The sequence below is a fragment of the Nocardioides sp. T2.26MG-1 genome (assembly GCF_950101795.1).
GTDB lineage: Bacteria > Actinomycetota > Actinomycetes > Propionibacteriales > Nocardioidaceae > Nocardioides.
This window is the reverse complement of the sequence record NZ_CATNLZ010000036.1, coordinates 1-21,739: the sequence shown is the minus strand read 5'-3', so window position 1 is coordinate 21,739 and position 21,739 is coordinate 1. Positions and strand designations below refer to the sequence as shown.

Genomic DNA, 21,739 nt, shown 5'->3' with positions numbered 1-21,739 from the left:
TCGGTGGCGGAATCGTTCAGGTCTATCGCCGATATGTGCGGACTGTCGTTCAGTTATTCTGAACAGATGATCGACCTGCGGCGGTTGCGCGTGCTGCGCGAGGTGCACGTGCGCGGCACCCTCCACGCCGCGGCGCAGGCGCTGGGCTACACCCCGAGTGCGGTCTCCCAGCAGCTGTCGGCCCTCGAGCGCGAGGCCGGGACGCCGCTTCTCGAGCGCGTGGGGCGCAACGTCCGGCTGACGGAGGCCGGGCAGGTCCTGGTCCGGCACGCCGACGGGCTCCTCGAGGGGGTCGAGGCCGCCGCGGCCGAGGTGGCCGCCGTCTCCGCGGGGCGGCTGGCGGGCGTCGTCCGGGTCGCAGCCTTCCAGTCCGCCTTCCTGCGGATCGTCGCGCCCGCCATCCGGGCGCTCGCGGAGCGGCACCCGGCGATCCGGCTCGAGGCCACCGAGACCGAGGTGGAACAGGCCCTGCCCGACCTGCGGCTGCACCAGCTCGACCTGCTCGTCGGCGACGAGTACGACGCGCAGCCTCGCGCCATCCATCCGGAGTTCCAGCGCGAGGTCGCGCTGCGCGAGCGCATCAACATCGTGCTGCCGGTCGACCATCCGCTGGCGAACGCCAAGCGGATCCGCCTCGCCAGCCTGGCCGGGTTGCCGTGGGCCACCAGCCAGCCGGGCACCGGCCACTACGCGATGCACCTGCGGGCCTGCCGGTCGATCGGAGGGTTCGAGCCCGACATCCGCTACACGTCCGACGACTTCGTCCTGCTTCTCGAGATGGTGCGTACGACGGGGGCCGGTGCCCTGCTGCCGGACCTGGTCGTCGGCTTCGAGCCACCGGGCGTGGCGGTGCGGCCGTTCGAGTCCGGGGGCGTCGGGCGCGAGGTGTTCCTGCTGACCCGGAGGACCCGGACTCCCACGGTCGAGGCGGTCGCCGAGCAGTTGCGCGAGGCCGCCGAGGTGGCTGCCACCCGCTCGCGCGCTCAGTCCTTGTCGTGACCGTGGGCTTTGCCCTGGCCCTGGCCCTTGCCCTTGCCGTGCTCCTTCGGGACGTCCTCCTCGTCGTCGGGCTCGACCGGCGTGCTCTGGGTGGCGACGGACGAGGGGCTCGGCGTGGTCGACGGCTCCGGCGACTCGCTGGCCTCCGGCAGCCGGTCGGCCAGGGCCGCGGCCGCGCGGAGGATGGCGTCGGCGTCCGCATCTGCGAGGGTGCCGTCGGTCCGGGCCCGCTCGGCGGTCGCGGTGAGGGCATCGAGGGCGGTGCGCGCGTCGTCGTACCGCTCGCCGGCGATGGCGGTGTCGACCCGGTCGAGCTGTCGCGAGAGCGCGGGGACCGAGTCCGCCGGGGTGCTGTCGTCGCCGCAGCCCGTGGTCAGGGCGACCAGCGTCGCGGCGACCACGAGCGCGCGGGAGCGTCGCTGCCTGCTCATCGGCCCTCCACCGCGTCGTGCAGGTCGGCCAGCGGCCGCTCGAGCGCCGGAGGAGTGTTCGGCGGGATGTCGCTCCGGCTCCCGTTCCCGCCGCCGCCACCGGCGACCACTGCGACGACGAGGATGAGCAGGAGCAGGCACGCGACCGCCGCCGCCACTCCGCGCTCGTGCGGCTCGAGGGCACGCGCCCGGTCGAGACCCCGGCGTACGGCGCCTGCGATCGCCTCGCCCGCGGCATCGGTCCGGGGCGAACGGCCAGGGGGTGCGGTCGTCGGCGGGGCAGCGGCGGCGTATGCCGTCGGGTGCTCGGTGAGCACGGCCGTGGTGGCCGCATCGACGGCCGGCTGCGCGCGGAGCCGGTCGGCGACCTCGGCCGCCGAGCACCGGTCGGCCGGCTCGGTCGCGGTCATCGCGCGCAGGAGGTGCTGCCACGACTCGGGGAGGTGCGCCGGAACCTCGGGCTCGCGGGTGAGCCGGGCCATCGCGGCCTCCGTGGGCGTGCCGGGGTAGGCCCGCTCGCCGGTGACGGCCTCCAGCAGCACCAGGCCGAGCGAGTACACGTCCGCCGCCCCGTCGACGTCGCGGCCCATCACCTGCTCGGGGGCGAGGTACGCCGCGGTCCCGATGGCCTGGCCGGTCCGGGTGTGCCGGACCGTGTCGCCGATCAGCCGGGCGATCCCGAAGTCGGCGAGCTTGACCCGGTCGTCGGCTCCGATGAGGACGTTGCCGGGCTTGACGTCACGGTGGACGACGCCGCGGTCGTGGGCGTAGGCCAGGGCGTCGGCGAGCTGGACCCCGATCGCGCCGACGCGCTCGCGGTCGAGGGGGCCCGCAGCCAGCTCCGCCGCGAGGGTGGGGCCGTCGACGAGCTCCATGACGAGGAACGGCCGGTCGGCCGTGTCGGTGCCGGCGACGCCGGCGTCGAGCACCATGACCAGGCCGCGGTGGGAGAGCTGCGCGAGCGTGCGGGCCTCGGCCGTGAACCGGGCGCGGTCGGCGGGGTCGTCCGTGCCGTCCCGCAGGACCTTGACCGCGACCGGGCGGCCCAGGAGCGTGTCGGTGGCGCGGAAGACGTCGGCCATGCCGCCGCGGCCCAGGAGCTCGCCGAGCTCGTAGCGCTCGCCGAGCAGGACGGCCTGCCTGGCCATGATCGTTCTCCCTCTGCACGTCCCCCGACGTCGGTGACAGGTCTCCTTGTACCCCGCTGCGTCCGACCGAACCCCGCGGATCGACAACGTCACACTCGCGGGAGGTCATCCGGATGGAGCAACCGCTTGCTCCATCCGCATGACGTCCCGCGACCGCACCGGGCGGAGTCGGACAGCGACCGCGATCGGGATGCGCAACCACGGCCGACGGACGGGCGTCCCACCCCGGTGAAGAGGCTGGTGCTGTTCAGCTGGGAGGCCGGCCTGCCTGTCGTCATCTACGTGCGGGACGACGAGGGCCAGGTCTGGACGTACGGGATGGTCGGCGGGCCGTAGGAGCCGCCTAGAACCCCACGGCCGCCGTCGGCGCCACCTCGGTGCGCAGACCCCGCCACACCTCGCGGACCGCGCCCGGGCGGTGCTCGGCCAGCAGGCCGGCGCGGTGCGCGGTGACGAGGTTGCCGCCGCCGAGGTACGCCGCCCCCAGCACGGCGACGTCCAGGGACAGGTCGGGCTCGGCTGAGGAGCGCTCGACGGCGGCGACCCCTGCGGCGTCGGCGTGGATCCGCCAGGCGCCGTCGTTCCAGGGTGCGGCCCGGTCGGCCACCTCGACGACCACGTCGCACGGTGCGCTCCACGTGCGGGCCGCCAGCGCCCCGGGCAGGTCGACCAGCCGCACCCACAGGCCGTCGTACATCCCCACGTCCGACGCGCCCCGCGGGCCGCCGGTCCAGGACAGCAGCGGGTCGTCGACGCCGACGGTGCCGACCTTGACCGTCGCCATCAGGTCGAGGTCGACCAGACGCCGCAGCAGCGCCAGCCGCGCCGCTGGCTCTCCCACCACCGTCCACACCTCCACCTCGCCGGCAGGGCGCGCTCGCTCCCACTTCTCGGCGCGCCGGAACAGCGTGAACCCGACGTCCACGCCGTCGCGCTGGGCGAACAGCACCCGCCACGGCTCCTTGCCTCGCAGGTCCTCGGGCAGCTGCAGGCAGACCCTCTCGTAGTAGCCGTGCTCGCCGACGACCGCGCCGACCTCGGCGTGGGCGAGGTGGCAGGCCCGCAGCCGCGCGGGGATGCCGGGGTCGGTCACGGTCGCCATCCGGGTCGTGACCGCCGCATCCTCGAGGTGCGGCGCAGAGAGCTCCGTGCCCCGTCCGACGCGCACCTGGAGCTCGATCGCCGCGAGGCCGTAGCCGTGCCGGCCGTAGATGGCCGGCTCGCTCGCGTGCAGGGCCGAGAGGTGCCCACCGTCCGCGTGCACCTGTTCGAAGTGGTGGCGCAGCATCGCGCTCAGCACGCCCCGGCGCCGGTGGTCCGGGTGCACTCCCACCCACGTGAGGCCGGCGCACGGGACCTGGCGCCGGCCCGCGTCAGGGCCGGGCACCGCCAGCGTCATCGGGTACACGCCGTAGATGCCGGGGTACGTCGCCGGGTCGGCGCCCACGGCCTCGGCCGCGAACCGGTGTCGGGGCTCGACGCCGGTCAGCTGCACCTCGGTCGGGGCGCTCCGCACCTCGGCCGACCAGACGAGCTGGTCGGTCGCCAGGTAGCGGTCGGCGTCGGCGGCGCGGTCGACGCGGATCGGGTGGTTGCTCATGTCCTCAGCCAACCGTCTGCCGCGCCGCGGCACCAACAGGTTTGACTACGCTCGCGGACGTGACGACGCCGCACCAGCTCTCACGCGCCGACGCGCGGCGTGTCTCGGTGCGCGCACAGCTGCTCGACGCGGGTCGGCCGGCCGACCTGATGACGGTGCTGCGCCACCTGACGATGCTGCAGCACGACCCGATCAGCGCCGTCGCGCCGAGCGCCGACCTGGTGTTGTGGAGCCGCCTCGGCTCGACGTACGACCCCGGCGAGCTGCGCGACGCCGTCGACGAGCAGCGGGTGATCGACCTGCACGGCCTGCTGCGACCGGCCGAGGACCTGGCGCTGTTCCGTGCCGAGATGGCGCAGTGGCCGGGCGCCGGCGATCTGCGCGACTGGCAGGTGCAGCGGGTCGCGTGGGTGGAGGCCAACGAGGCCTGTCGGCTCGACATCCTCGAGCGGCTGCGCGCCGACGGGCCGCTGCCGGTCCGCGACCTGCCCGACACCTGCGAGGTGCCGTGGGGGTCGAGCGGGTGGACCAACAACAAGAACGTCCAGCGGATGCTGGGGTTCATGGTGCAGCGCGGCGAGGTGGCGACCGCCGGCGGCTGGGGCAAGGACCGGCTCTGGGATCTCGCCGAGCGGGTCTACCCCGACGACCCCGTGCCCCCGGTCGACGAGGCCGACCGGGTGCTCCGCGAGCGCCGGCTGCATGCCCTGGGGATCGCACGGCCGCGGGTCGCCGAGGCGCCGGGGGAGCCGTACGACGTCGGCGACGCCGGCGAGCGGGCCGTGGTCGAGGGCGTCAAGGGGGAGTGGCGCGTGGACCCGGCCTACCTCGACGGCTCGCCGTTCGAGGGCCGGGCCGCACTGCTCTCGCCGTTCGACCGCCTGGTCGCGGACCGCAAGCGGCTGGCCGAGCTGTTCGAGTACGAGTACCTGCTCGAGATGTACAAGCCCGCCGCCAAGCGCCGCTGGGGCTACTACGCGCTGCCGGTCCTGTACGGCGACCGGCTGGTCGGCAAGCTCGACGCCACCGCCGACCGCGCGGCCGGCGTGCTGAGGGTGACGGCCGTGCACGAGGACGAGCCGTTCACCTCCGAGGTGCGCGCGGCCGTGGACGCCGAGATCGCGGACCTGGCGCGGTGGCTGGACCTCGAGATCGAGCGCGACTAGTCGTCGACGACGGCGTCCAGCTCGACCTCGACCTTCCACCGCGGGTCGAGCAGCCCCGCGACCACGACCATCGTCGAGGCCGGCCGCACCTCGCCGAACACCTCGCCGTGCACCGACCCGATCACGTCCCCGTCGGCCGCGGAGACGACGTACTGCCGGGTGCGGACGACGTCGGCGACGGACCCGCCGAGCTCCTCGAGCGCGGCCAGGCAGATCTCCCAGCAGCGGCGCGCCTGCACGGCCGGGTCGGGGTCGACGGCGCCGTCCGGCCACACCGGAGCGGTGCCGCTGACCGCGACCGTCGAGCCGACGCGGACCGCACGGCTGAACCCGATGGCGGACTCGTACGGTGACCCGGAGCGGGCCGAGGTGCGTGTCATGGGGGCAGCCTAGATATCCCAGGTCTCTAGGTCGTCAAGCGGCTGCTGGTTGGCGGTGTGCCCAGGCGATTGCTTCGTCGTAGGTGGTGCGGTGGCGCAGGCATCCGTCGAGGATGCCGACGAGACGGTTGGACAGGGCTCGTAAGGCTTGGTGGTGGGTGGCGCCGCGGGCGCGGTGGTGGTCGTAGAACGCCCGGGCGCCGGGTGATGCGGTCAGCGCTGTGAAGGCCTGCTGATGCAGGGCGTCCGCGAGCCGTTTGTTTCGGGCGTAGCGAGCCAGCACGACGCGTTGTTTGCCCGAGGTCTTCGTGATCGGGCTGGTCCCGGCGTAGTTGCGCCTGGACTTGGCATCGGCGTAGCGGTCCTTGTCGTCGCCGACTCGGCAAGCACCCGAGCGCCGAGGACCACACCGAGGCCGGGCTGGCTGGTGATGATCTCAGCGTCCGGGTGCTGGCCAAAACACCGCTCCACCTCGCCCTCGAGAACCTGGACCTGCTCGACCATCGTGGTCAGCACCGCCACCAGCGACTTCACGCTGGCGCCGTAGGCGTCGGTGAGCGCGTCAGAGAGTCCGAGGTGCTCGGCATGCAGGACGGTCGAGATCTCCTCGGCCCGGGCCTGCAGGTTCCGCTGCCGACTCGCCTTGCGCAGCACACTGACCAACCGTGACCGGGACAGTGCCCGGCCGGCGGCCGGGGTGGGCGCGGCCGCGAGGACCGCGAGCGAATCCCGCCCGGCCAGGTCATCGCCGAACGCCTCGAGTGCGGCGGGGTAGAACTCCCGCAGCATCGAGCGCAACTGGTTGGCCTGACGCTGCCGGGTCCAGATCATCGTCTGGTGGGTCCGGGCCACGGTCTTGACGACCTCGGCCTGTTCGCTATCCCCGGCCACCACACGGTGGTGCTCGCGGTCCTTGCGGACGATCTCAGCGAGCACGTGCGCGTCGCCGGGGTCACTCTTGGCGCCGGAGGTGGTGAGCCGTTCGCGGTAGCGGGCCGCCTGCTTGGGGTTGATCGCATACACCGTGTAGCCGGCGGCGATCAGGGTGTGGACCCAGCCGCCGCGGTCGGTTTCGATGCCGACCAGCACCGACTCCGGCTCGTCCTCGTCGGCGAGGTGGTCGGCGATCAACTCATGGAGCTGGGTCAGGCCGGCAACTCCTTCGGGCAGCCGGCGCCGCTTCAGCACTCGGCCGTGTTCGTCTTGGAGCTCGATGTCGTGATGGGCCTCGGCCCAGTCATCACCCAGGAACAGCACCCGATCTCTCCTCGTCGTGAACGGATCGTCAGAAGAGGCTCGCAGGCGACCCAATGGTTCAGTGCTCACCGCACACGGCGGGGCGCGTCATCCCAGCAGCCATCAACGCCTCCTCGTTCACCGGCGGGCGCACGATCTAGACCTAGGCCTCAAGGGCCAGGAGCCAGGAGTGCTCACCCACCGGCGGACTCGGACACCACCCTGCCGCAACGACCGGACGATGCACCCCCATTAGGAGCCGGAGGGCTCCTGCGTGCAGCGACTGGGCAGGACCGCTGTCGGCAGCGCGGCCTCGTCGACGAGGTCCGCCGCCCGGGAGCGGCCGAGGTTCCACTCCAGCCAGTCGTCCTCCGCGCGGTCGCGCCCGGCGAGCGCGCACACCCGGTCGTCGCCGTCGACGTGCGCGAGGGCCGGGACGGCGTCGTCGGACAGCCCGCGCAGGTAGGTCCAGTCGACCCGTCCCGTGTCGGCGTAGCGGTCGAGGTTGTGCTCGGCGATCCACGCATCCGGGTTGAGCGCCGCCAGGGCGAGCAGCGCCATCGCCCCGCTGAGCAGCGCGAACCGCGGCAGCCACGCGGCTCTGAGCAGGACCCCGCTCGCGAGCACCGCGAGCACGAGCAGCCCGAGCCAGCCCTCGAACACGTCGACCAGCAGCCGCAGCCGGGTGAAGCCGTACGCCTCCTGGTAGAGATGCATCCGGTGCAGCGCCGAGCCGACCACGACCAGCGTCTGCACCCCCAGCAGGCCGAGCGACCCGCGGAGCCAGGCCCGGTCGGCGGCGGTCTCACGCGGTGCCTTGCGGGCCGCGGCCCAGATCACCATCAGCGTCAGCGCGGTGGCGACCGTGAGCTGTCCGAAGCCCTGGTGGGCGTACTCCGCATAGGTCAGCCCGGTGGTGCGGCGCAGGTAGTCGTGCCCCCCGAACACCACGGTCGCCTGTGCGACCAGCAGGGCCGCGAACACCGCGTTGACGACGACCACCGGTGCCAGCCACTCGAAGCGGTGCGTCACCGCGCGGGCCGGGCCACCGTCGCGGTCCACCACCGGCGGGTTGAGGGCGAGGTACACCGCGGCCAGCACGGTGCCGCCCACCGCGAGGGCGACGAACGTGCGCTGCACGAACGTGTCGATCGTGAGGTCGGGGAGCACGGTGTCGACCCACTCGGCCAGCAGCGCGTCGGCGGAGGCGAACAGCGCGCCGAAGACCAGCACGCCCAGACCCGACAGGACCAGCGTGCGCAGCAGCGCCGCCCCGCGGCCGAGCCCGGTGAGCACGCCCAGCGTGCGGCCCAGCCAGGGCAGGCCGCGCAGCCCGGCGAGCGGCCAGGCCAGGCCGGCGAGCACGAAGCCGCCGAGCGTGCGGCCGCGGACCACCCCGCACACGCACAGGGCCGCCCCCGCGAGCAGGCACAGCACCACGATCCAGTCGGCGGCGCGGACCGCGGCCGTGGCGGCCAGCAGCACGCTGAGCACCCCGCAGGCGATCGTGAACGGGTCGCGCCGGTGCCGGGCGGCCGCGGCGACGACGCCGCCGGCGGCGAGCAGCACCACGACGGTGCCGATCCCGAGGTCGCGGTTGGGCAGCACGAGCCCGCCGAGCAGGCCGACCACGACCGCGCCGAGCAGCAGCGGCAGCCGGGCCGGGACGTCGCGGTCGGGCCAATAGGGGCCGAAGAGGTCGTCGAGCACCGGCCGGGCCGGTACGGCGACGGGGGTGGGCACGGGATCGAGGGCCGGCGTCGGGGCCGGTGGGGTGGCGGGCAGGGGGTCCTCCTGGGACGGGTGCTGGGACGGACGGTCGGGTGGCGAGAGCGGCAGGTCGACGCGCACGCGGGCGCCGGTGTGGCCGGCCTCGGGGTCGACGAAGCGGATGGTGCCGCCGTGCAGGTCGGTCACCCAGCGGGCGATGGCCAGCCCGAGGCCGGTGCCGCCACCACCGCCGGCGGCGGCGAGCGTGCCGAACGGCTCGAAGACGCGCTGCCGGTCACCCGCGTCGATGCCCGGACCCTGGTCGTGGACCTCGAGCCTGACCAGGCCACCGGCGCGGGCGGCGGTCACCAGCACGATGCCGCCCTCCGGGCTGTGCCGGGAGGCGTTGTCGAGCAGGTTGGCGACGAGCTGGCGCAGCCGCGCGGGATCGGCCCGCACCACCAGGTCGGCGGGCTCGACGCGGACGTCGTACTCCACGTCGCGGCCCAGGACCCGCGCCTCGGCGACCGCGTCGCCGAGCAGCGCCGCGACCGCCACCGGCTCGGGGGTCAGCGGCGCCTTGCCGGCGTCCACCCGCGCCAGGTCGAGCAGGTCGTCGACGAGGCCCGCCATGCGGGTCGCCTGGTCGAGGGCCGCGCCGAGCGAGGCCGGGTTGCGCGGACCGACGCCGTCGACCCCGTCGATGGCGTTCTCCAGCACGGCGCAGAGCGCGGTGAGCGGGGTGCGCAGCTCGTGGCTGACGTTGGCCACCAGCTCGCGGCGCTGCCGGTCGACCGCGTCGAGGTCGTGCGCCATCGTGTTGAACGCGCGGGCCAGCGCGCCGACCTCGTCGCTGGACGTGTCCGTGACGCGCACCGCGTAGTCGCCGGTCGCCATCCGCTGCGCAGCGCCGGTCATCTCGCGCAGCGGGGAGGTCATGCCGACGGCGAGCAGCTGGGTCACCGCCAGCGCGAGCAGGATCGTCACCGGGATGCTCAGCCAGACCGGCACGCCGGCGGCGCGTCCCAGGCTCGCGACCGCGGCCGCGACCGTGACGCTCGCGGCGACGAGGACGCCGAGCTTCACCTTCAGCGAGGTGACCCGGGCGAGCGGCTGCGGCGTCACGCGGAGTCCCCGCTCGCCGGGCCGGTCTCCAGGGCGTAGCCGACGCCGTGCACCGTGCGCACCGGGTCGGCGCCGACCTTGGCGCGCAGGCCCTTGACGTGGCTGTCGACGGTGCGGGTGCTGCTCGCACCGGGCCAGCCCCACACCTCGGCCATCAGCCGGTCGCGGGTGATGACCGTGCCCGGCTCGGCCGCCAGGCACAGCAGCAGGTCGAACTCCGTCGGGGTCAGCCGCACCTCCTCGCCGTCGCGCCAGACCCGGCGGGCGGCGGGGTCCACGCGCAGGCCGGCCAGGTCGACCGGCTGCCGGCCGGTGGCGGCCGCCAGCTCCGCGGCCCGCTCGACCCGGCGCAGCAGCGCCGCCACCCGGGCCACCAGCTCGCGCATCCGGAACGGCTTGGTGAGGTAGTCGTCGGCCCCGACCCCGAGTCCGACCAGGAAGTCGCTCTCATCGGTGCGGGCGGTGAGCATCAGCACGGGCACCGGCCGGTCGGCCTGGATCCGCCGGCACACCTCGTGGCCGTCGTACCCGGGCAGCATCACGTCGAGCACGACCAGGTCGGGCGTGTGCTCGGCGTGCGCCGCCACGGCGCCCGGACCGTCCCACGCGCGGACCACGGCGTACCCCTCGACCTCGAGCCGGTCGGCGACGGCCTGGTTGATCACGCGATCGTCCTCGACGACGAGGACCCGGCGGCGCTCCGGCGCAGGTGCGGTGGTCATGCCAGCCAGGCTAGGAGCGGCGGGGGCCTCCGGAGGCGTGGGCGCGGGGGAGGAGCTGTGGAGGTTCTGTGCAGACCCGTCGGCGCAAATCCTGATGAACGGCGTCCCCACCGCGGCCTAGGGTGTCGGACCGTGAGCGACTCGATGATCCTGGCCTCCGGGCTGCGCAAGTCCTTCGGGAGCTTCGAGGCGGTGCGCGGGATCGACGTCGACGTGCGCCGCGGTGAGTCGTTCGGGTTCCTCGGCCCCAACGGCGCCGGCAAGTCGAGCACGATGCGGATGGTGGCCGCGGTGTCGCCGGTGAGTGGCGGGACCTTGCGCATCCTCGGCCTCGACCCGGCCACCGACGGACCCGAGATTCGGGCGCGGATCGGGGTCTGCCCGCAGGAGGACACCCTCGACACCGAGCTCACCGTGCGCGACAACCTCGTCGTCTACGGCCGCTACTTCGGGCTCCCGCGCGCGGAGGTCCGCGAGCGCGCCGACGAGCTGCTGGAGTTCGTCCAGCTCACCGACAAGGCGGGTGCGAAGGTCGAGGACCTCTCCGGCGGCATGAAGCGCCGGCTCACGATCGCCCGCAGCCTGGTCAACCGGCCCGAGCTGCTGCTGCTCGACGAGCCCACCACCGGCCTGGACCCGCAGGCCCGCCACGTGGTGTGGGACCGGCTGTTCCGGCTCAAGCAGCAGGGCGTGACGCTGGTGCTCACCACCCACTACATGGACGAGGCCGAGCAGCTCACCGACCGGCTGGTGGTGATGGACAAGGGGCTGATCGTCGCCGAGGGCTCGCCGCTCGCGCTGATCGCCGAGCACTCCACCCGCGAGGTCGCCGAGCTGCGGTTCGGGGTCGCCGAGGAGGGCGAGAGCCACGAGGTGCTGGCGCGCAAGGTCGAGGACCTCGCCGAGCGCGTGGAGGTGCTGCCCGACCGGCTGCTGCTCTACACCGCCGACGGTGAGGAGACCGTCGCGCAGGTCCACGAGCGCGGGCTCACGCCGGTCGCGACGCTGGTGCGCCGCTCGACGCTGGAGGACGTGTTCCTCCGGCTCACCGGCCGGACCCTGGTGGACTGATGACGGGCACCGCACCCACCAACCCGTTCGCCGGCGCCGCGCGGCTCACCGACTACTGGGCGACGGTCTACCGCCGCACCTGGAAGGGCTCGGCGGTCTCGTCATTCGTGTCGCCGCTGTTCTACGTCGTCGCGATGGGCGTGCTGCTCGGCGGCTTCATCGACGCCGACCCCGACCGGCTCGAGGGCGCCACGTCGTACCTCGCCTTCATCGCGCCCGGCCTGCTCGCCTCGCAGGCGATGACGACGGTGTTCGGCGAGACGACCTACCCGGTGATGTCGATGGTGAAGTGGCAGCGGACCTACTACAGCATGACCGCGTCGCCGCTCTCGGTGGGCGAGGTGATCCTGTCCCAGCTGGGGTTCGTGGTGGTGCGGGTGGCGATGTCGTGCGGGGTGTTCCTGCTGGTGATGGCGCCGTTCGGGGTCTTCACGTCGTGGACCGGCGCGCTCGCCGCGTTCCCGGTGCAGCTCCTGCTCGCGCTGGCGTTCGCGACCCCGGTGCTCGGGCTGTCGGCCGGGCTCAAGGACGAGAGCCCGTTCGCGCTGATCTACCGCCTCGGGCTGATCCCGCTGTTCCTGTTCTCGGGAGCGTTCTTCCCGGTCGCCAACCTCGATGGGTGGATGCAGGTCCTCGCCAAGGCCACGCCGCTGTGGCACGGCGTCGACCTGACGCGCATGCTCACCCTCGGCCGGCTCGACTGGTCGATGGCCGCCGTCCACGTGCTCTACCTGGTCGCGCTCGCCGCGCTCGGGTGGTGCTGGGCCGTGCGTCGGCTGACCCGACGGATGGTGCTCTGATGGCGCTCGTGTCCGTGGCCGTCGGCCGCTCCGCCGCGCGGCCGCTGGGGGCCGGCGAGGCCACCGGGCTGCTGCTCTACCGCAACTACCTCGCCTACCGCCGGGCCTGGTACATCTTCCTGACCGGCTTCCTCGAGCCGGTGTTCTACCTGTTCTCGATCGGCGTCGGCGTCGGCCAGCTCGTGACCGGCTTCGAGTTCAACGGCCACGAGATCCCGTACGCCGAGTTCGTCGCGCCGGGCATGCTCGCCACATCGGCGATGAACGGCGCAGTCCTCGACGCGACGTTCAACTTCTTCTTCAAGCTGAAGTACAACAAGCTCTTCGACCAGCTGCTGGCCACGCCCCTGACGACCGCCGACATCGCCCGCGGCGAGCTGTCCTGGTCGCTGCTGCGCGGCGGCATCTACTCCGCCGGCTTCCTGGTCGTCATGGTCGCGATGGGGCTGGCGTCGTCGTGGTGGGCGCTGCTCGCGGTGCCGGCGGCGCTGCTGATCGGGCTCTGCTTCGGCGCGCTGGGGATGGCGCTGACGACGTACATGCGCAGCTGGCAGGACTTCGAGTGGGTCAACCTCGCGATGATGCCGATGTTCCTGTTCTCCGCGACGTTCTTCCCGCTCAGCGCCTACCCGACCGGCGTCGCCTGGGTGGTCGAGGCGACCCCGCTCTACCGCGGTGTCGTGCTGTGCCGCGAGCTGACCACCGGCACCCTGTCGTGGGCCTCCGCGGTCTCGGTCGTCTACCTGGTCGTGTTGGGTGCCGTCGGCCTCGCACTGGTACGGCGCCGGCTCGACGCGCTGCTGCTCACCTGAGCCGCAGCTCCCACAGCTCGGTGTCGATCCACCGGCCGAACTTGTGCCCGACCTCGTGCAGCACCCCGGCCCGGACGAACCCGCACGCCCGGTGCAGCCCCTGGCTGCCGGGGTTGGGCACGGCCACCACGGCCACGACCAGGTGCACGCCGTCGGCGCGCATCAGGCGCAGCAGCTCGTCGTACAGCGCGCGGCCGATGCCGCCGCCGCGGGCCTCTGCCGCGAGGTAGACCGAGCTCTCGCGGGTGGCGGCGTACGCCGCGCGCGGGCGGTAGCTGCCGGAGAAGGAGTACCCGACCACCGCCCCGTCGCGCTCGGCCACCAGCAGGTGGTCGCCGGTCTCGGTGCTGGTCAGCCGCCCGGGCCAGTAGTCCGGCGGCGGCGGCTCGGTCGCGAACGTGGAGATCCCGTGCGCCACCTCGTGGTCGTAGATCGCCGCGATCGCCGGCAGGTCGGCCTCCGTGGCCGGGCGGATCCTCGCAGCGCTGGCCGCAGCAGTCATGGCGCCATCTTCCCGGTCGCTGGCCGGAAGTCGCGCGCCGGGCGTCGGGGGCGGCTGGTTGGATGGCGCCATGAGCAGCGACACCGCCGGCGGCGCGATCGTCCCCGACACCAAGGACTGGACCTGGGTCCTCGACGCGCCCTGCCCCGAGTGCGGCTTCGAGGCCGCCCGTGTCACCGTCGACCGGATCGCTGAGCTGGTCCGCGACAACGCGACCACCTGGGAGGCGGTGCTGACCCTGCCCGACGCGACCGTCCGCCCCGACCCGTCGACCTGGTCGGGCCTCGAGTACGCCTGCCACGTCCGCGACGTGCACCGGGTCTTCGACGACCGGCTGCGCCTGATGCTCGACGAGGTCGACCCGACGTTTCCCAACTGGGACCAGGACGAGACCGCCGTCGCCGAGCGGTACGCCGAGCAGGACCCCGCCACCGTCGCGGTCGAGCTGCTGGAGGCGGCCGCCGCGGTCGCGGCCCGCTACGAGTCGGTGCCGCCCGACGCCTGGGGCCGGCGCGGCCTGCGCAGCAACGGCAGCGAGTTCACCGTCGAGAGCCTGGGCCGCTACCACCTTCACGACATCGTCCACCATGCGTGGGACGTGCGGACGCTGGCGGCGCGGGCGACCGTCGAGGCCTACGACACCCACGCGGCTGCCTACCGCGACGCGACCGACCAGATGTCCGCCGAGAGCCTCGCGCAGGTCGACGACCTCGCGGCGGCCCTCGGGCCGGGTGCGCGGGTGCTCGAGATCGGCAGCGGCGGCGGGCGCGACGCTCGCGCGCTGGAGACCGCCGGGCTGAGCGTGCGGCGCACCGACATCACGCCCGCGTTCGTCGACCTCCTGCGCGAGGCCGGCCACGAGGCAGACCTGCTCGACCCGCTCACCGACGACCTCGACGACCCGGCGCGCCCGGGCACGCCGTACGACGCGGTCTGGGCGAGCGCCAGCCTGCTCCACGTCGAGCGGTCGGCGCTGCCCACGGTCCTGAGCCGGCTCGCCCGAGCCACCCGGCCGGGCGGCGTGCTCATGCTGTGGCTCAAGGAGGGCGACGGCGAGGGCTGGTCGACCCACGGGTCCGTCGGCGCGCCCCGGCACTTCGTCTACTGGCGCGAGACGCCGCTGCGCGAGGTGCTGGGCGGGGCCGGCTGGGAGGTCGAGCGCGTCGACCACACCCGGAGCACGCGCACGGATGAGCCGTGGCTCGACGTGCGAGCGGTGCGGGCAGGCGCGTGAGGCACCGATGAGACACACCGAGTTCTGGTCCCGGATGGACCACGCCCTGGGCCCGGCCTACTCCCGGTCCTGGGCCGACCTGTTCGTGATGGCCGACCTCGGCGGACGGACCGCCTCGCAGGCGCTCGCCGACGGCGTGCCGCCCAAGCAGGTCTGGGCCGCGGTCTGGCGCGCGCTGGAGCTGCCGGCGAGCGAGCGGTGAGGCAGTGGTGAGCGTCCGGACGCTGCCGGACCTGGCGCTCGTCCAGCGGCGCACGATGCGCACGCTGGTGGCCGCCCAGGCCGTGGGCGCGATCGGGATCACGATCGGCATCGCCACCGCCTCGCTGCTGGCGCGCGACATCTCCGGCTCGGAGAGCCAGGCCGGGCTCGCCCAGACGTTCCAGGTGCTCGGCGCCGCGGTCGCGGCGTACCTCCTGGCCCGCCTGATGTCCCTGCGGGGCCGCCGGATCGGCCTGGTGACCGGCTATCTGCTGGGGGCGGCGGGCGCGGTGCTCGCGGTGCTGGCCGGCGTCGTCGACTCGATGCCGCTGCTGCTGGTCGGCGCGGTGCTGCTCGGGTCGACGTCCGCGGCCAACAGCAGCGCACGGTACGCCGCGACCGACCTGGCGGAGGACGCCCACAAGGGACGCGCGCTCTCCACGGTCGTGTGGGCGACGACCGTCGGCGCGGTCGCCGGCCCCAACCTCACCGGCCCGTCCGGTGCGCTGGCCCGCTGGCTCGGCATCCCCGAGCTGACCGGCCCGTTCGCGCTCGGCAGCCTCGGCATGCTGGGCGCGGCCCTGATCGCCGGCCTGCTGCTGCGCCCCGACCCGCTGCTGCTGGCGCGCGAGGTGGCCGGCGAGCCGCCGGTCGCGCCCACCGGCACGGCATGGGCGCGGGCGCTGAGCGCCGCCCGCGAGCGTCCGGTGATCGCCTTCGCGACCCTCGCCATGGCCTGCTCGCACGCGGCGATGGTCGCGGTGATGGTGATGACCCCGCTGCACATGGAGCACGGGCACGCCGAGCTCCGGGTGATCGGCATCGTGATCAGCATCCACGTGCTCGGCATGTTCGCGTTCTCGCCGCTGGTCGGCATGCTCGCCGACCGCACCAGCCGGCCGGCCGTGCTGGTCGAGGGCGCGGTGCTGCTGCTCGCGGCGCTCGTGCTCTCCGCCCGCTCGCCCGAGGGCAGCTCCTGGCAGATCTTCGTCGGGCTCTTCCTGCTCGGGCTGGGCTGGTCGTTCACCACGGTCGCGGCCTCGACGCTGATCGCCCAGCACGCCCCGCTCGACGCCCGCACCGACGTGCAGGGCGCCGCCGACCTGGTGATGGGGCTGACCGCGGCCGGCGCGGGCGGTCTGGCCGGGGTCGTGGTCGGCGCCTGGGGCTACCCCGAGCTGTCGGTGTCGGCGATCGGCCTGGTCGCGCTGGTCGCGATCGGCGGTCTCGGCGCGCGGGCGACCACCCGGCCGGCCCTGGCTGGCAGGGTGGGCCCATGACCACCGCGGACGTGGCCGTGATCGGCGGCACCGGCTTCTACTCGTTCCTCCGCGACGCAGACGGCGAGGTGGTGGACCACGTCGTGGAGACGCCGTACGGCGCACCCTCGGCGGCGGTCTCGGTCGGCACCGTCGCCGGCCGACGGGTCGCGTTCCTGCCGCGCCACGGACCGCACCACGAGCACCCGCCGCACCGCATCCCCTACCGCGCCAACCTGTGGGCGCTGCGCTCGCTGGGCGTCCGCCAGGTGCTCGCGCCCTGTGCAGTCGGCGGGCTGCGCCACGAGGTCGCGCCGGGCGACATCGTCGTGCCCGACCAGCTCGTCGACCGCACCCACGGCCGGGCCGGGACCTACGTCGAGACCGGTGCGGTGCACCTGCCCTTCGCCGACCCCTACTGCCCGCGGGTCTCGTCCGCCGTGCTCGCCGCCGACCCGGGCGTCAAGGACGGGGGAGCGATGGTCGTCGTCGACGGCCCGCGGTTCTCCACCCGTGCCGAGTCACGCCACTACGCCGAGCAGGGCTGGACGTTGATCAACATGACCGGGGCGCCCGAGGCGGCGCTCGCCCGCGAGCTGCGGATGTGCTACTCCGCGATCGCCCTGGTGACCGACATGGACGCCGGGGCCGAGACCGGCCACGGCGTCGGCCAGGAGGAGGTGTTCGCGCTGTTCCGCGCCAACCTCGAGCGGCTCACGGGGCTGCTCGCCCGCACCGTCGCCGGGCTCCCCGACCCTGCCGGCTGCACGTGCTCCACCTGGGCCGACGGCATCGACCTCACCTACGCCACCCCCGGCCCGGGGAGCGCATGAGAGTCCTGGTCACCGGCTCGGCCGGCTTCATCGGCGGCGCGGTCGCCGCGACCCTCGAGCACGCCGGGCACGACGTGGTCCGCGTGGACGCGATGCTGCCGATGGCCCACGGCGCGACCGAGCCGCCCGCGGGCACCCACGCCGTCGACGTCCGCGACGCAGAGGCGCTGGCCGCGCTGCTCGACGGGGTCGACGCGGTCAGCCACCAGGCCGCGATGGTCGGCGCCGGCATCCGGGTCGCCGACCTACCCGACTTCGCCGCCCACAACGACCTCGGCACCGCGGTAGTGCTCGCGGCGATGCACGAGGCCGGGGTCGACCGGCTGGTGCTCGCGTCGTCGATGGTCGTCTACGGCGAGGGCCGCTACACCTGCCCCGACCACGGCGACCAGGTCCCACCGCCGCGCAGCCGCGCGGCGCTGGAGGCGGGCGACGTCGACAACCACTGCCCGAAGTGCGGCCGGGTGCTCGGCTGGGCCCTGGTCGACGAGACCGCCCGGCTCGACCCGCGCTCGTCGTACGCCGCCAGCAAGGTCGCCCAGGAGCACTACGCCGCCTCGTGGGTGCGGCAGGCGGACGCGTCGGCGGTCGCGCTGCGCTACCACAACGTCTACGGCCCCGGCATGCCGCGGGACACGCCGTACTCCGGCGTCGCGGCGATGTTCCGCTCCTCGCTCGAGCGCGGGGAGCGGCCGCAGGTCTACGAGGACGGCGGCCAGATGCGCGACTTCGTGCACGTCTCCGACGTCGCCCGCGCCAACCTGCTCGCGCTGGAGTCCGTCGCCGCGGCCGGCCCGGGACGGTACGCCGCCTACAACGTCTGCTCGGGCCGCCCGGTCTCGATCCTGCGGGTGGCCGAGCTGGTCGGCGCCGGCACCGGCATCGAGCCGGAGGTCACCGGCGGCTACCGGCTCGGCGACGTCCGGCACGTCGTGGCCTCGCCTGAGCGCGCCCGCACCGAGCTCGGGTTCGCCGCGGAGGTCGACCCCGACGAGGGGCTGCCCGCGTTCGCGACCGCGCCGCTGCGCAACTGAGTCACCAGGTCGTGTAGAGCAGCTGCTGGACCGCGATCGCCCACACCACCTGCAGCAGCAGGCCCCGGCGGCGCCAGCGCGCCGGCAGGAGGGCGGTGGTCAGCATCAGCCACGGCACGAACGGGAGCCAGATCCGCTCGACCTCCGCCCGGCTCATCTGGGAAGCGTCGGCGAGCAGCACCGCCGCGGCGGCCGACCCGGCGAGCAGCAGCACCGTGCGGTCGACACCCCGGCGTACGCACCCGAGCCCCGCGCCCAGCAGCGGGCCCGTGCACACGAGGAGCGCCGCGAGGTTGGCCCAGGTCCAGTACGCCGCGGGCCGGTCCGCGGCGATCCCGTCCCAGTAGCGCTCCCGCAGCACCGGGAACGCCTCCCACCACGCGAACCCGCCGGCGGCGAACGCCAGCACCACCGCGGCCGCGGCCGCCGCTGCCACCGGGAGCGGCCACCAGCGACCGGCCCGGAGCAGCACGGCGAGCGCCAGCAGCCCGAGCAGCGGCAGCCCGTAGGACAGCATCACGCAGCCGCCCAGCAGCAGCCCGGCGAGCATCGACCAGCCGGCCGCCCGGCCGCGTCGCGGCGCGGTCGCGCCGAGCGCCAGCGTCGCCAGCCCCCACGCGGCGACGGCCGCGAACAGCCCGTCGGCCGAGACCGCCGTGAACACCGCGGCCGGTGCGAGCACGAGGAACGGCGCCGCCCGCCGGGCCGCGTCCTCGGCGCCCAGCGCCCGCAGCGTGACGAGCACCGCGACCGCCGTCGTCGCGGCGAGCACCGTCACCACGACCCCGGCGGCCAGGTCACCGCCCAGCCCGACCCGCACCAGCCCGACGAAGAACAGCAGCGCACCCGGCGGGTGCCCGGCCACGTGGGTCGGCCAGCTGTCCGCGAGGCCGTACGGGATCCGGTCGACGTAGCCCTGCAGCAGCGCGTGCACGCCCGCGCCGCCGCGCGCCGTCGGGAGGTACTCGTAGTGGCTGCCGAGCGCGCGCGAGAGCCCGTCGGTCCCGTCGACGAGGGCGAGCGCGAGCAGCCACGCGAGGGAGGCGGCGTACGTCGCCCCCAGCAGCCACCGCCACGGCAGCCGCTCGGCCAGGCGCGGCCCGTACCGCCAGCCCGCGAGCCCGAGCGCCACCGCGAACGGCGTGCCCGGCCCGAGCAGCTTCGGCTGCCAGTAGCCGTGCAGCGGCGGCAGGCCCGCGGCGACCGCACTGCGCGGTGCGCGGGCCCACACCTCCCAGTCGGCCACCTGCGGCACCGCGAACGCGAGCACCACCAGCACCAGCGCGACCCCGAGCCCCGCCCACGGCGCACGGGCGGGCGTCTCCGGCATGGCACCGACCCTAGGTGCCGCCGCGGGTCCGGGGCAGCCGAGCGGCCGATGGTCACGGCTTCGTAAGAACTGGGGCGCCGCAACGGGTCCCCGGATCCCTACGGTCGACGACATGACTGCTGGACCCGACTGCGACCTGGTGCTCCCGTGCCGCGACGAGGCGGCGGCGCTCGAGACGCTGCTGCCGGCGGTGCCGGCCGGGTTCGCGGTGATCGTCGTCGACAACGGCTCGCGTGACGGCACCGCCGACGTGGCCCGCCGCCACGGCGCGACCGTGGTCACCGAGCCCCGGCCCGGGTACGGCGCCGCCGTGCACGCCGGAGTGCTCGCGGCGACCCGTGAGCACGTCGCGGTCATGGACGGTGACGCCTCGATCGACCCGACCGAGCTGCTGCCGCTGCTCGAGGACGTCCGCAGCGGCCGTGCCGACCTGGCGGTGGGGCGCCGGATCCCGGTGCGCCGTGGGGTCTGGCCCTGGCACGCCCGGGCCGGCAACGGCCTGGTCGTGTGGTGGCTGCGCCGGCGGATCGGGATGGCCGCCCACGACCTCGCCACGGTGCGCGTCTGCCGTCGTGACCGGCTGGTGGCGCTCGAGGTACGGGACCGCCGCTTCGGCTACCCGGTCGAGCTGCTGCAGAAGGCCACCCGCGAGGGCTGGCGGCTCACCGAGCACGACGTGGCCTACCACCCGCGGGCCGCCGGCACCCGGTCGAAGGTCTCCGGATCCGCGGTCGGCACCGCCCGGGCCGTCCGGGACTTCTGGAAGGTGCTCGCATGAACGACGCCCGCGTGCTCGTGGTCGCGAAGGCGCCCGTCGCCGGCCGGGTCAAGACCCGGCTGGGCGCGACGGTCGGCATGGTCGCGGCCTCCGAGCTGGCCGCGGCCGCGCTGCTCGACACGATCGCCGCCTGCGCCGAGGCGTTCGCGCCGGACCTGCGGATGATCGCGCTGGCCGGCGACCTCGCCGACGCCGTGCGCGGCGACGAGATCGAGCGGGCGCTGGAGGGCTGGGCGGTCGGCCGCCAGCGGGGCAGCACGTTCGCGGAGCGGCTCGCCAACGCCCACGTCGACGTCCCCGACGGAGGGCCGGTCGTCCAGGTCGGCATGGACACGCCCCAAGTCACGCCGGCGCTGCTCGACGCGGCCGCCGCGCAGCTGCTCGAGCACGAGGCGGTGCTCGGCCCGGCCGAGGACGGCGGCTGGTGGGTGCTCGGCCTGCGTGAGCCGCGGTCGGCGGCGGCGCTGCACGACGTGCCGATGTCCACGCCGTCGACGTACGACCACACCCGCGACGCGCTGGTCGCCGCTGGGGTCGGGGTCGGCGTGACCACCGCTCTGCGCGACGTCGACACGGTCGCGGACGCGGACGCGGTCGCCCGCGTGGCGTCGGGCAGCGAGTTCGCCCGGGTCTGGGAGCGGGTGCGCCCGTGAGCGGCGCCCAGCCCCTCGACGGGCCCCTCGGCCGGTCCCTCGACACGGTCCTCTCGATCGCGACCTGGGCGCACCCCGCCGACGAGCACGACCGGCAGCTCGCCGCACTCTGCGTGGGCCCGACGCTCGACGTCGGCTGCGGACCCGGGCGGCTGACCGCGCACCTCGCCGATCGCGGGCACGTGGTGCTGGGCATCGACGTCGCGCCGGAGTGTGTCGGCCAGGCCCGCGAGCGCGGTGCGGCCGCGCTGCACCGCGACGTGTTCGACCGGCTGCCCGGCGAGGGTCGCTGGCGGACCGCGCTGCTCGCCGACGGCAACGTCGGCATCGGCGGCGACCCGGTCGCGCTGCTCCACCGGCTCCGCGAGCTGCTCGACCCGCGGGGGCGTGTGGTCGTCGAGCTCGCGCCGCCCGGCGCCGGCGTCCGGCGCGGCTGGGCGACGCTCCGGTACGGCGGCGGCGTGGTCCGCCCGCTGCGGTGGGCCGTGGTCGGGGCCGACGACGTCGATCGCGTCGCGGACGAGGCCGGTCTCGCCGTGACCAGCCGGCACGTGTTCGGCGGCCGCTGGTGCGCGGTCCTGGAGGAGGCGGCATGAGTTGCCCTGTGTCAACGTCGGCCGTGTCAGGCGGCTTTGGCGGTGTGTTCGTTGAGGACGCGTTGCAGGGCGTTGTGTCGGGCGGGGTCGTAGGCGACGCCGTCTTGCCAGCAGCGCCA

Annotated in this window: 21 protein-coding genes and 1 pseudogene; 13 read left to right on the top strand and 9 right to left on the bottom strand. The window is 74.6% G+C overall.

Going from position 1 to position 21,739, the window contains the following annotated elements:
* Positions 1 to 66: 66 nt before the first annotated feature.
* Positions 67 to 999 carry a LysR family transcriptional regulator gene (locus QQZ14_RS23345; protein ID WP_284536829.1) on the top strand — a complete coding sequence of 311 codons (933 nt, stop codon included), beginning with the start codon at positions 67 to 69 and terminating at the stop codon, positions 997 to 999.
* Here the strand turns inward: QQZ14_RS23345 and QQZ14_RS23340 are convergent.
* The 3 genes from QQZ14_RS23340 to QQZ14_RS23330 form a co-directional block, all read right to left on the bottom strand.
* On the bottom strand, positions 984 to 1,430 hold the full coding sequence (locus tag QQZ14_RS23340; RefSeq protein WP_284536828.1) for a hypothetical protein: 447 nt from the start codon (positions 1,428 to 1,430) through the stop codon (positions 984 to 986). The two genes, QQZ14_RS23345 and QQZ14_RS23340, sit on opposite strands and share 16 nt — an antisense overlap.
* Entirely contained in the window at positions 1,427 to 2,578 is a 1,152-nt protein-coding gene (locus QQZ14_RS23335) for a serine/threonine-protein kinase (protein WP_284536827.1), read from the bottom strand. Before QQZ14_RS23335 ends, QQZ14_RS23340 begins: the two co-directional genes overlap by 4 nt.
* Positions 2,579 to 2,921: 343 nt before the next feature.
* Positions 2,922 to 4,178, bottom strand: coding sequence for a GNAT family N-acetyltransferase (locus QQZ14_RS23330; RefSeq protein ID WP_284536826.1), 1,257 nt, complete (start codon positions 4,176 to 4,178; stop codon positions 2,922 to 2,924).
* A 59-nt stretch (positions 4,179 to 4,237) separates the two neighbouring features.
* Between QQZ14_RS23330 and QQZ14_RS23325 the strand changes: the two genes are divergently transcribed.
* The gene (locus tag QQZ14_RS23325; RefSeq protein ID WP_284536825.1) at positions 4,238 to 5,344 is read left to right on the top strand and encodes a DNA glycosylase AlkZ-like family protein; all 1,107 of its coding nucleotides are present in this window, start codon (positions 4,238 to 4,240) and stop codon (positions 5,342 to 5,344) included.
* Here the strand turns inward: QQZ14_RS23325 and QQZ14_RS23320 are convergent.
* The 4 genes and pseudogenes from QQZ14_RS23320 to QQZ14_RS23305 all read right to left on the bottom strand — a co-directional run bounded on the left by QQZ14_RS23320 (position 5,341) and on the right by QQZ14_RS23305 (position 10,517).
* Positions 5,341 to 5,724 (bottom strand): RidA family protein, encoded by a 384-nt coding sequence (locus QQZ14_RS23320; protein WP_284536824.1) that lies wholly within the window; start codon positions 5,722 to 5,724, stop codon positions 5,341 to 5,343. The genes QQZ14_RS23325 and QQZ14_RS23320 overlap by 4 nt on opposite strands.
* Positions 5,725 to 5,758: 34 nt before the next feature.
* A pseudogene (locus QQZ14_RS23315) lies at positions 5,759 to 6,981 on the bottom strand (IS110 family transposase).
* A gap of 231 nt (positions 6,982 to 7,212) precedes the next feature.
* Complete coding sequence (locus QQZ14_RS23310) at positions 7,213 to 9,795, bottom strand: DUF4153 domain-containing protein (RefSeq protein WP_284536823.1); 2,583 nt, start codon at positions 9,793 to 9,795, stop codon at positions 7,213 to 7,215.
* Positions 9,792 to 10,517 (bottom strand): response regulator transcription factor, encoded by a 726-nt coding sequence (locus QQZ14_RS23305; protein ID WP_284536822.1) that lies wholly within the window; start codon positions 10,515 to 10,517, stop codon positions 9,792 to 9,794. The genes QQZ14_RS23310 and QQZ14_RS23305 overlap by 4 nt, the downstream gene beginning before the upstream one ends.
* A gap of 132 nt (positions 10,518 to 10,649) precedes the next feature.
* Between QQZ14_RS23305 and QQZ14_RS23300 the strand changes: the two genes are divergently transcribed.
* Genes QQZ14_RS23300 through QQZ14_RS23290 form a run of 3 tightly spaced genes read left to right on the top strand, consistent with a single transcriptional unit; the run spans position 10,650 to position 13,200 of the window.
* On the top strand, positions 10,650 to 11,588 hold the full coding sequence (locus QQZ14_RS23300) for an ABC transporter ATP-binding protein (RefSeq protein WP_284536821.1): 939 nt from the start codon (positions 10,650 to 10,652) through the stop codon (positions 11,586 to 11,588).
* Positions 11,588 to 12,388, top strand: coding sequence for an ABC transporter permease (locus tag QQZ14_RS23295; protein ID WP_284536820.1), 801 nt, complete (start codon positions 11,588 to 11,590; stop codon positions 12,386 to 12,388). The genes QQZ14_RS23300 and QQZ14_RS23295 overlap by 1 nt, the downstream gene beginning before the upstream one ends.
* On the top strand, positions 12,388 to 13,200 hold the full coding sequence (locus QQZ14_RS23290) for an ABC transporter permease (RefSeq protein WP_284536819.1): 813 nt from the start codon (positions 12,388 to 12,390) through the stop codon (positions 13,198 to 13,200). Before QQZ14_RS23295 ends, QQZ14_RS23290 begins: the two co-directional genes overlap by 1 nt.
* Here QQZ14_RS23290 and QQZ14_RS23285 read toward each other — a convergent pair.
* A complete protein-coding gene (locus QQZ14_RS23285; protein WP_284536818.1) occupies positions 13,193 to 13,702 on the bottom strand; it encodes a GNAT family N-acetyltransferase in 510 nt (169 codons plus the stop codon). The genes QQZ14_RS23290 and QQZ14_RS23285 overlap by 8 nt on opposite strands.
* A 70-nt stretch (positions 13,703 to 13,772) precedes the next feature.
* Between QQZ14_RS23285 and QQZ14_RS23280 the strand changes: the two genes are divergently transcribed.
* From QQZ14_RS23280 to QQZ14_RS23260, 5 genes are read left to right on the top strand one after another with little or no spacing between them, the layout of a single operon-like run.
* Positions 13,773 to 14,936, top strand: coding sequence for a class I SAM-dependent methyltransferase (locus QQZ14_RS23280; RefSeq protein ID WP_284536817.1), 1,164 nt, complete (start codon positions 13,773 to 13,775; stop codon positions 14,934 to 14,936).
* A gap of 7 nt (positions 14,937 to 14,943) precedes the next feature.
* Positions 14,944 to 15,138: a DUF3046 domain-containing protein gene (locus tag QQZ14_RS23275; protein WP_284536816.1), complete on the top strand. Its 195-nt coding sequence runs from the start codon at positions 14,944 to 14,946 to the stop codon at positions 15,136 to 15,138.
* Between the two features lie 7 nt (positions 15,139 to 15,145).
* Positions 15,146 to 16,417 (top strand): MFS transporter, encoded by a 1,272-nt coding sequence (locus QQZ14_RS23270; protein WP_284536815.1) that lies wholly within the window; start codon positions 15,146 to 15,148, stop codon positions 16,415 to 16,417.
* Positions 16,414 to 17,229 carry an S-methyl-5'-thioadenosine phosphorylase gene (locus tag QQZ14_RS23265; RefSeq protein ID WP_284536814.1) on the top strand — a complete coding sequence of 272 codons (816 nt, stop codon included), beginning with the start codon at positions 16,414 to 16,416 and terminating at the stop codon, positions 17,227 to 17,229. Before QQZ14_RS23270 ends, QQZ14_RS23265 begins: the two co-directional genes overlap by 4 nt.
* On the top strand, positions 17,226 to 18,263 hold the full coding sequence (locus tag QQZ14_RS23260) for an NAD-dependent epimerase/dehydratase family protein (protein WP_284536813.1): 1,038 nt from the start codon (positions 17,226 to 17,228) through the stop codon (positions 18,261 to 18,263). The genes QQZ14_RS23265 and QQZ14_RS23260 overlap by 4 nt, the downstream gene beginning before the upstream one ends.
* A 1-nt stretch (position 18,264) precedes the next feature.
* Here QQZ14_RS23260 and QQZ14_RS23255 read toward each other — a convergent pair whose 3' ends face one another.
* Positions 18,265 to 19,593, bottom strand: coding sequence for a hypothetical protein (locus QQZ14_RS23255; protein WP_284536812.1), 1,329 nt, complete (start codon positions 19,591 to 19,593; stop codon positions 18,265 to 18,267).
* Positions 19,594 to 19,705: 112 nt separating this feature from the next.
* Here QQZ14_RS23255 and QQZ14_RS23250 point away from each other — a divergent pair, with 112 nt between their 5' ends.
* From QQZ14_RS23250 to QQZ14_RS23240, 3 genes are read left to right on the top strand one after another with little or no spacing between them, the layout of a single operon-like run.
* Positions 19,706 to 20,371, top strand: coding sequence for a glycosyltransferase family 2 protein (locus tag QQZ14_RS23250; RefSeq protein WP_284536811.1), 666 nt, complete (start codon positions 19,706 to 19,708; stop codon positions 20,369 to 20,371).
* The gene (locus QQZ14_RS23245) at positions 20,368 to 21,024 is read left to right on the top strand and encodes a TIGR04282 family arsenosugar biosynthesis glycosyltransferase (RefSeq protein ID WP_284536810.1); all 657 of its coding nucleotides are present in this window, start codon (positions 20,368 to 20,370) and stop codon (positions 21,022 to 21,024) included. The genes QQZ14_RS23250 and QQZ14_RS23245 overlap by 4 nt, the downstream gene beginning before the upstream one ends.
* On the top strand, positions 21,021 to 21,620 hold the full coding sequence (locus QQZ14_RS23240) for a class I SAM-dependent methyltransferase (protein WP_284536809.1): 600 nt from the start codon (positions 21,021 to 21,023) through the stop codon (positions 21,618 to 21,620). Before QQZ14_RS23245 ends, QQZ14_RS23240 begins: the two co-directional genes overlap by 4 nt.
* Positions 21,621 to 21,739: the final 119 nt, after the last annotated feature.

What these genes read in the sequence shown, in the direction of transcription:
- QQZ14_RS23320 (WP_284536824.1), bottom strand. Translation starts at nt 5,724, where the DNA reads ATGACACGCACCTCGGCCCGCTCCGGGTCACCGTACGAGTCCGCCATC.
- QQZ14_RS23335 (WP_284536827.1), bottom strand. Translation starts at nt 2,578, where the DNA reads ATGGCCAGGCAGGCCGTCCTGCTCGGCGAGCGCTACGAGCTCGGCGAG.
- QQZ14_RS23295 (WP_284536820.1), top strand. Translation starts at nt 11,588, where the DNA reads ATGACGGGCACCGCACCCACCAACCCGTTCGCCGGCGCCGCGCGGCTC.
- QQZ14_RS23265 (WP_284536814.1), top strand. Translation starts at nt 16,414, where the DNA reads ATGACCACCGCGGACGTGGCCGTGATCGGCGGCACCGGCTTCTACTCG.
- QQZ14_RS23290 (WP_284536819.1), top strand. Translation starts at nt 12,388, where the DNA reads ATGGCGCTCGTGTCCGTGGCCGTCGGCCGCTCCGCCGCGCGGCCGCTG.
- QQZ14_RS23275 (WP_284536816.1), top strand. Translation starts at nt 14,944, where the DNA reads ATGAGACACACCGAGTTCTGGTCCCGGATGGACCACGCCCTGGGCCCG.
- QQZ14_RS23330 (WP_284536826.1), bottom strand. Translation starts at nt 4,178, where the DNA reads ATGAGCAACCACCCGATCCGCGTCGACCGCGCCGCCGACGCCGACCGC.
- QQZ14_RS23285 (WP_284536818.1), bottom strand. Translation starts at nt 13,702, where the DNA reads ATGACTGCTGCGGCCAGCGCTGCGAGGATCCGCCCGGCCACGGAGGCC.
- QQZ14_RS23280 (WP_284536817.1), top strand. Translation starts at nt 13,773, where the DNA reads ATGAGCAGCGACACCGCCGGCGGCGCGATCGTCCCCGACACCAAGGAC.
- QQZ14_RS23255 (WP_284536812.1), bottom strand. Translation starts at nt 19,593, where the DNA reads ATGCCGGAGACGCCCGCCCGTGCGCCGTGGGCGGGGCTCGGGGTCGCG.
- QQZ14_RS23340 (WP_284536828.1), bottom strand. Translation starts at nt 1,430, where the DNA reads ATGAGCAGGCAGCGACGCTCCCGCGCGCTCGTGGTCGCCGCGACGCTG.
- QQZ14_RS23245 (WP_284536810.1), top strand. Translation starts at nt 20,368, where the DNA reads ATGAACGACGCCCGCGTGCTCGTGGTCGCGAAGGCGCCCGTCGCCGGC.
- QQZ14_RS23345 (WP_284536829.1), top strand. Translation starts at nt 67, where the DNA reads ATGATCGACCTGCGGCGGTTGCGCGTGCTGCGCGAGGTGCACGTGCGC.
- QQZ14_RS23305 (WP_284536822.1), bottom strand. Translation starts at nt 10,517, where the DNA reads ATGACCACCGCACCTGCGCCGGAGCGCCGCCGGGTCCTCGTCGTCGAG.
- QQZ14_RS23260 (WP_284536813.1), top strand. Translation starts at nt 17,226, where the DNA reads ATGAGAGTCCTGGTCACCGGCTCGGCCGGCTTCATCGGCGGCGCGGTC.
- QQZ14_RS23250 (WP_284536811.1), top strand. Translation starts at nt 19,706, where the DNA reads ATGACTGCTGGACCCGACTGCGACCTGGTGCTCCCGTGCCGCGACGAG.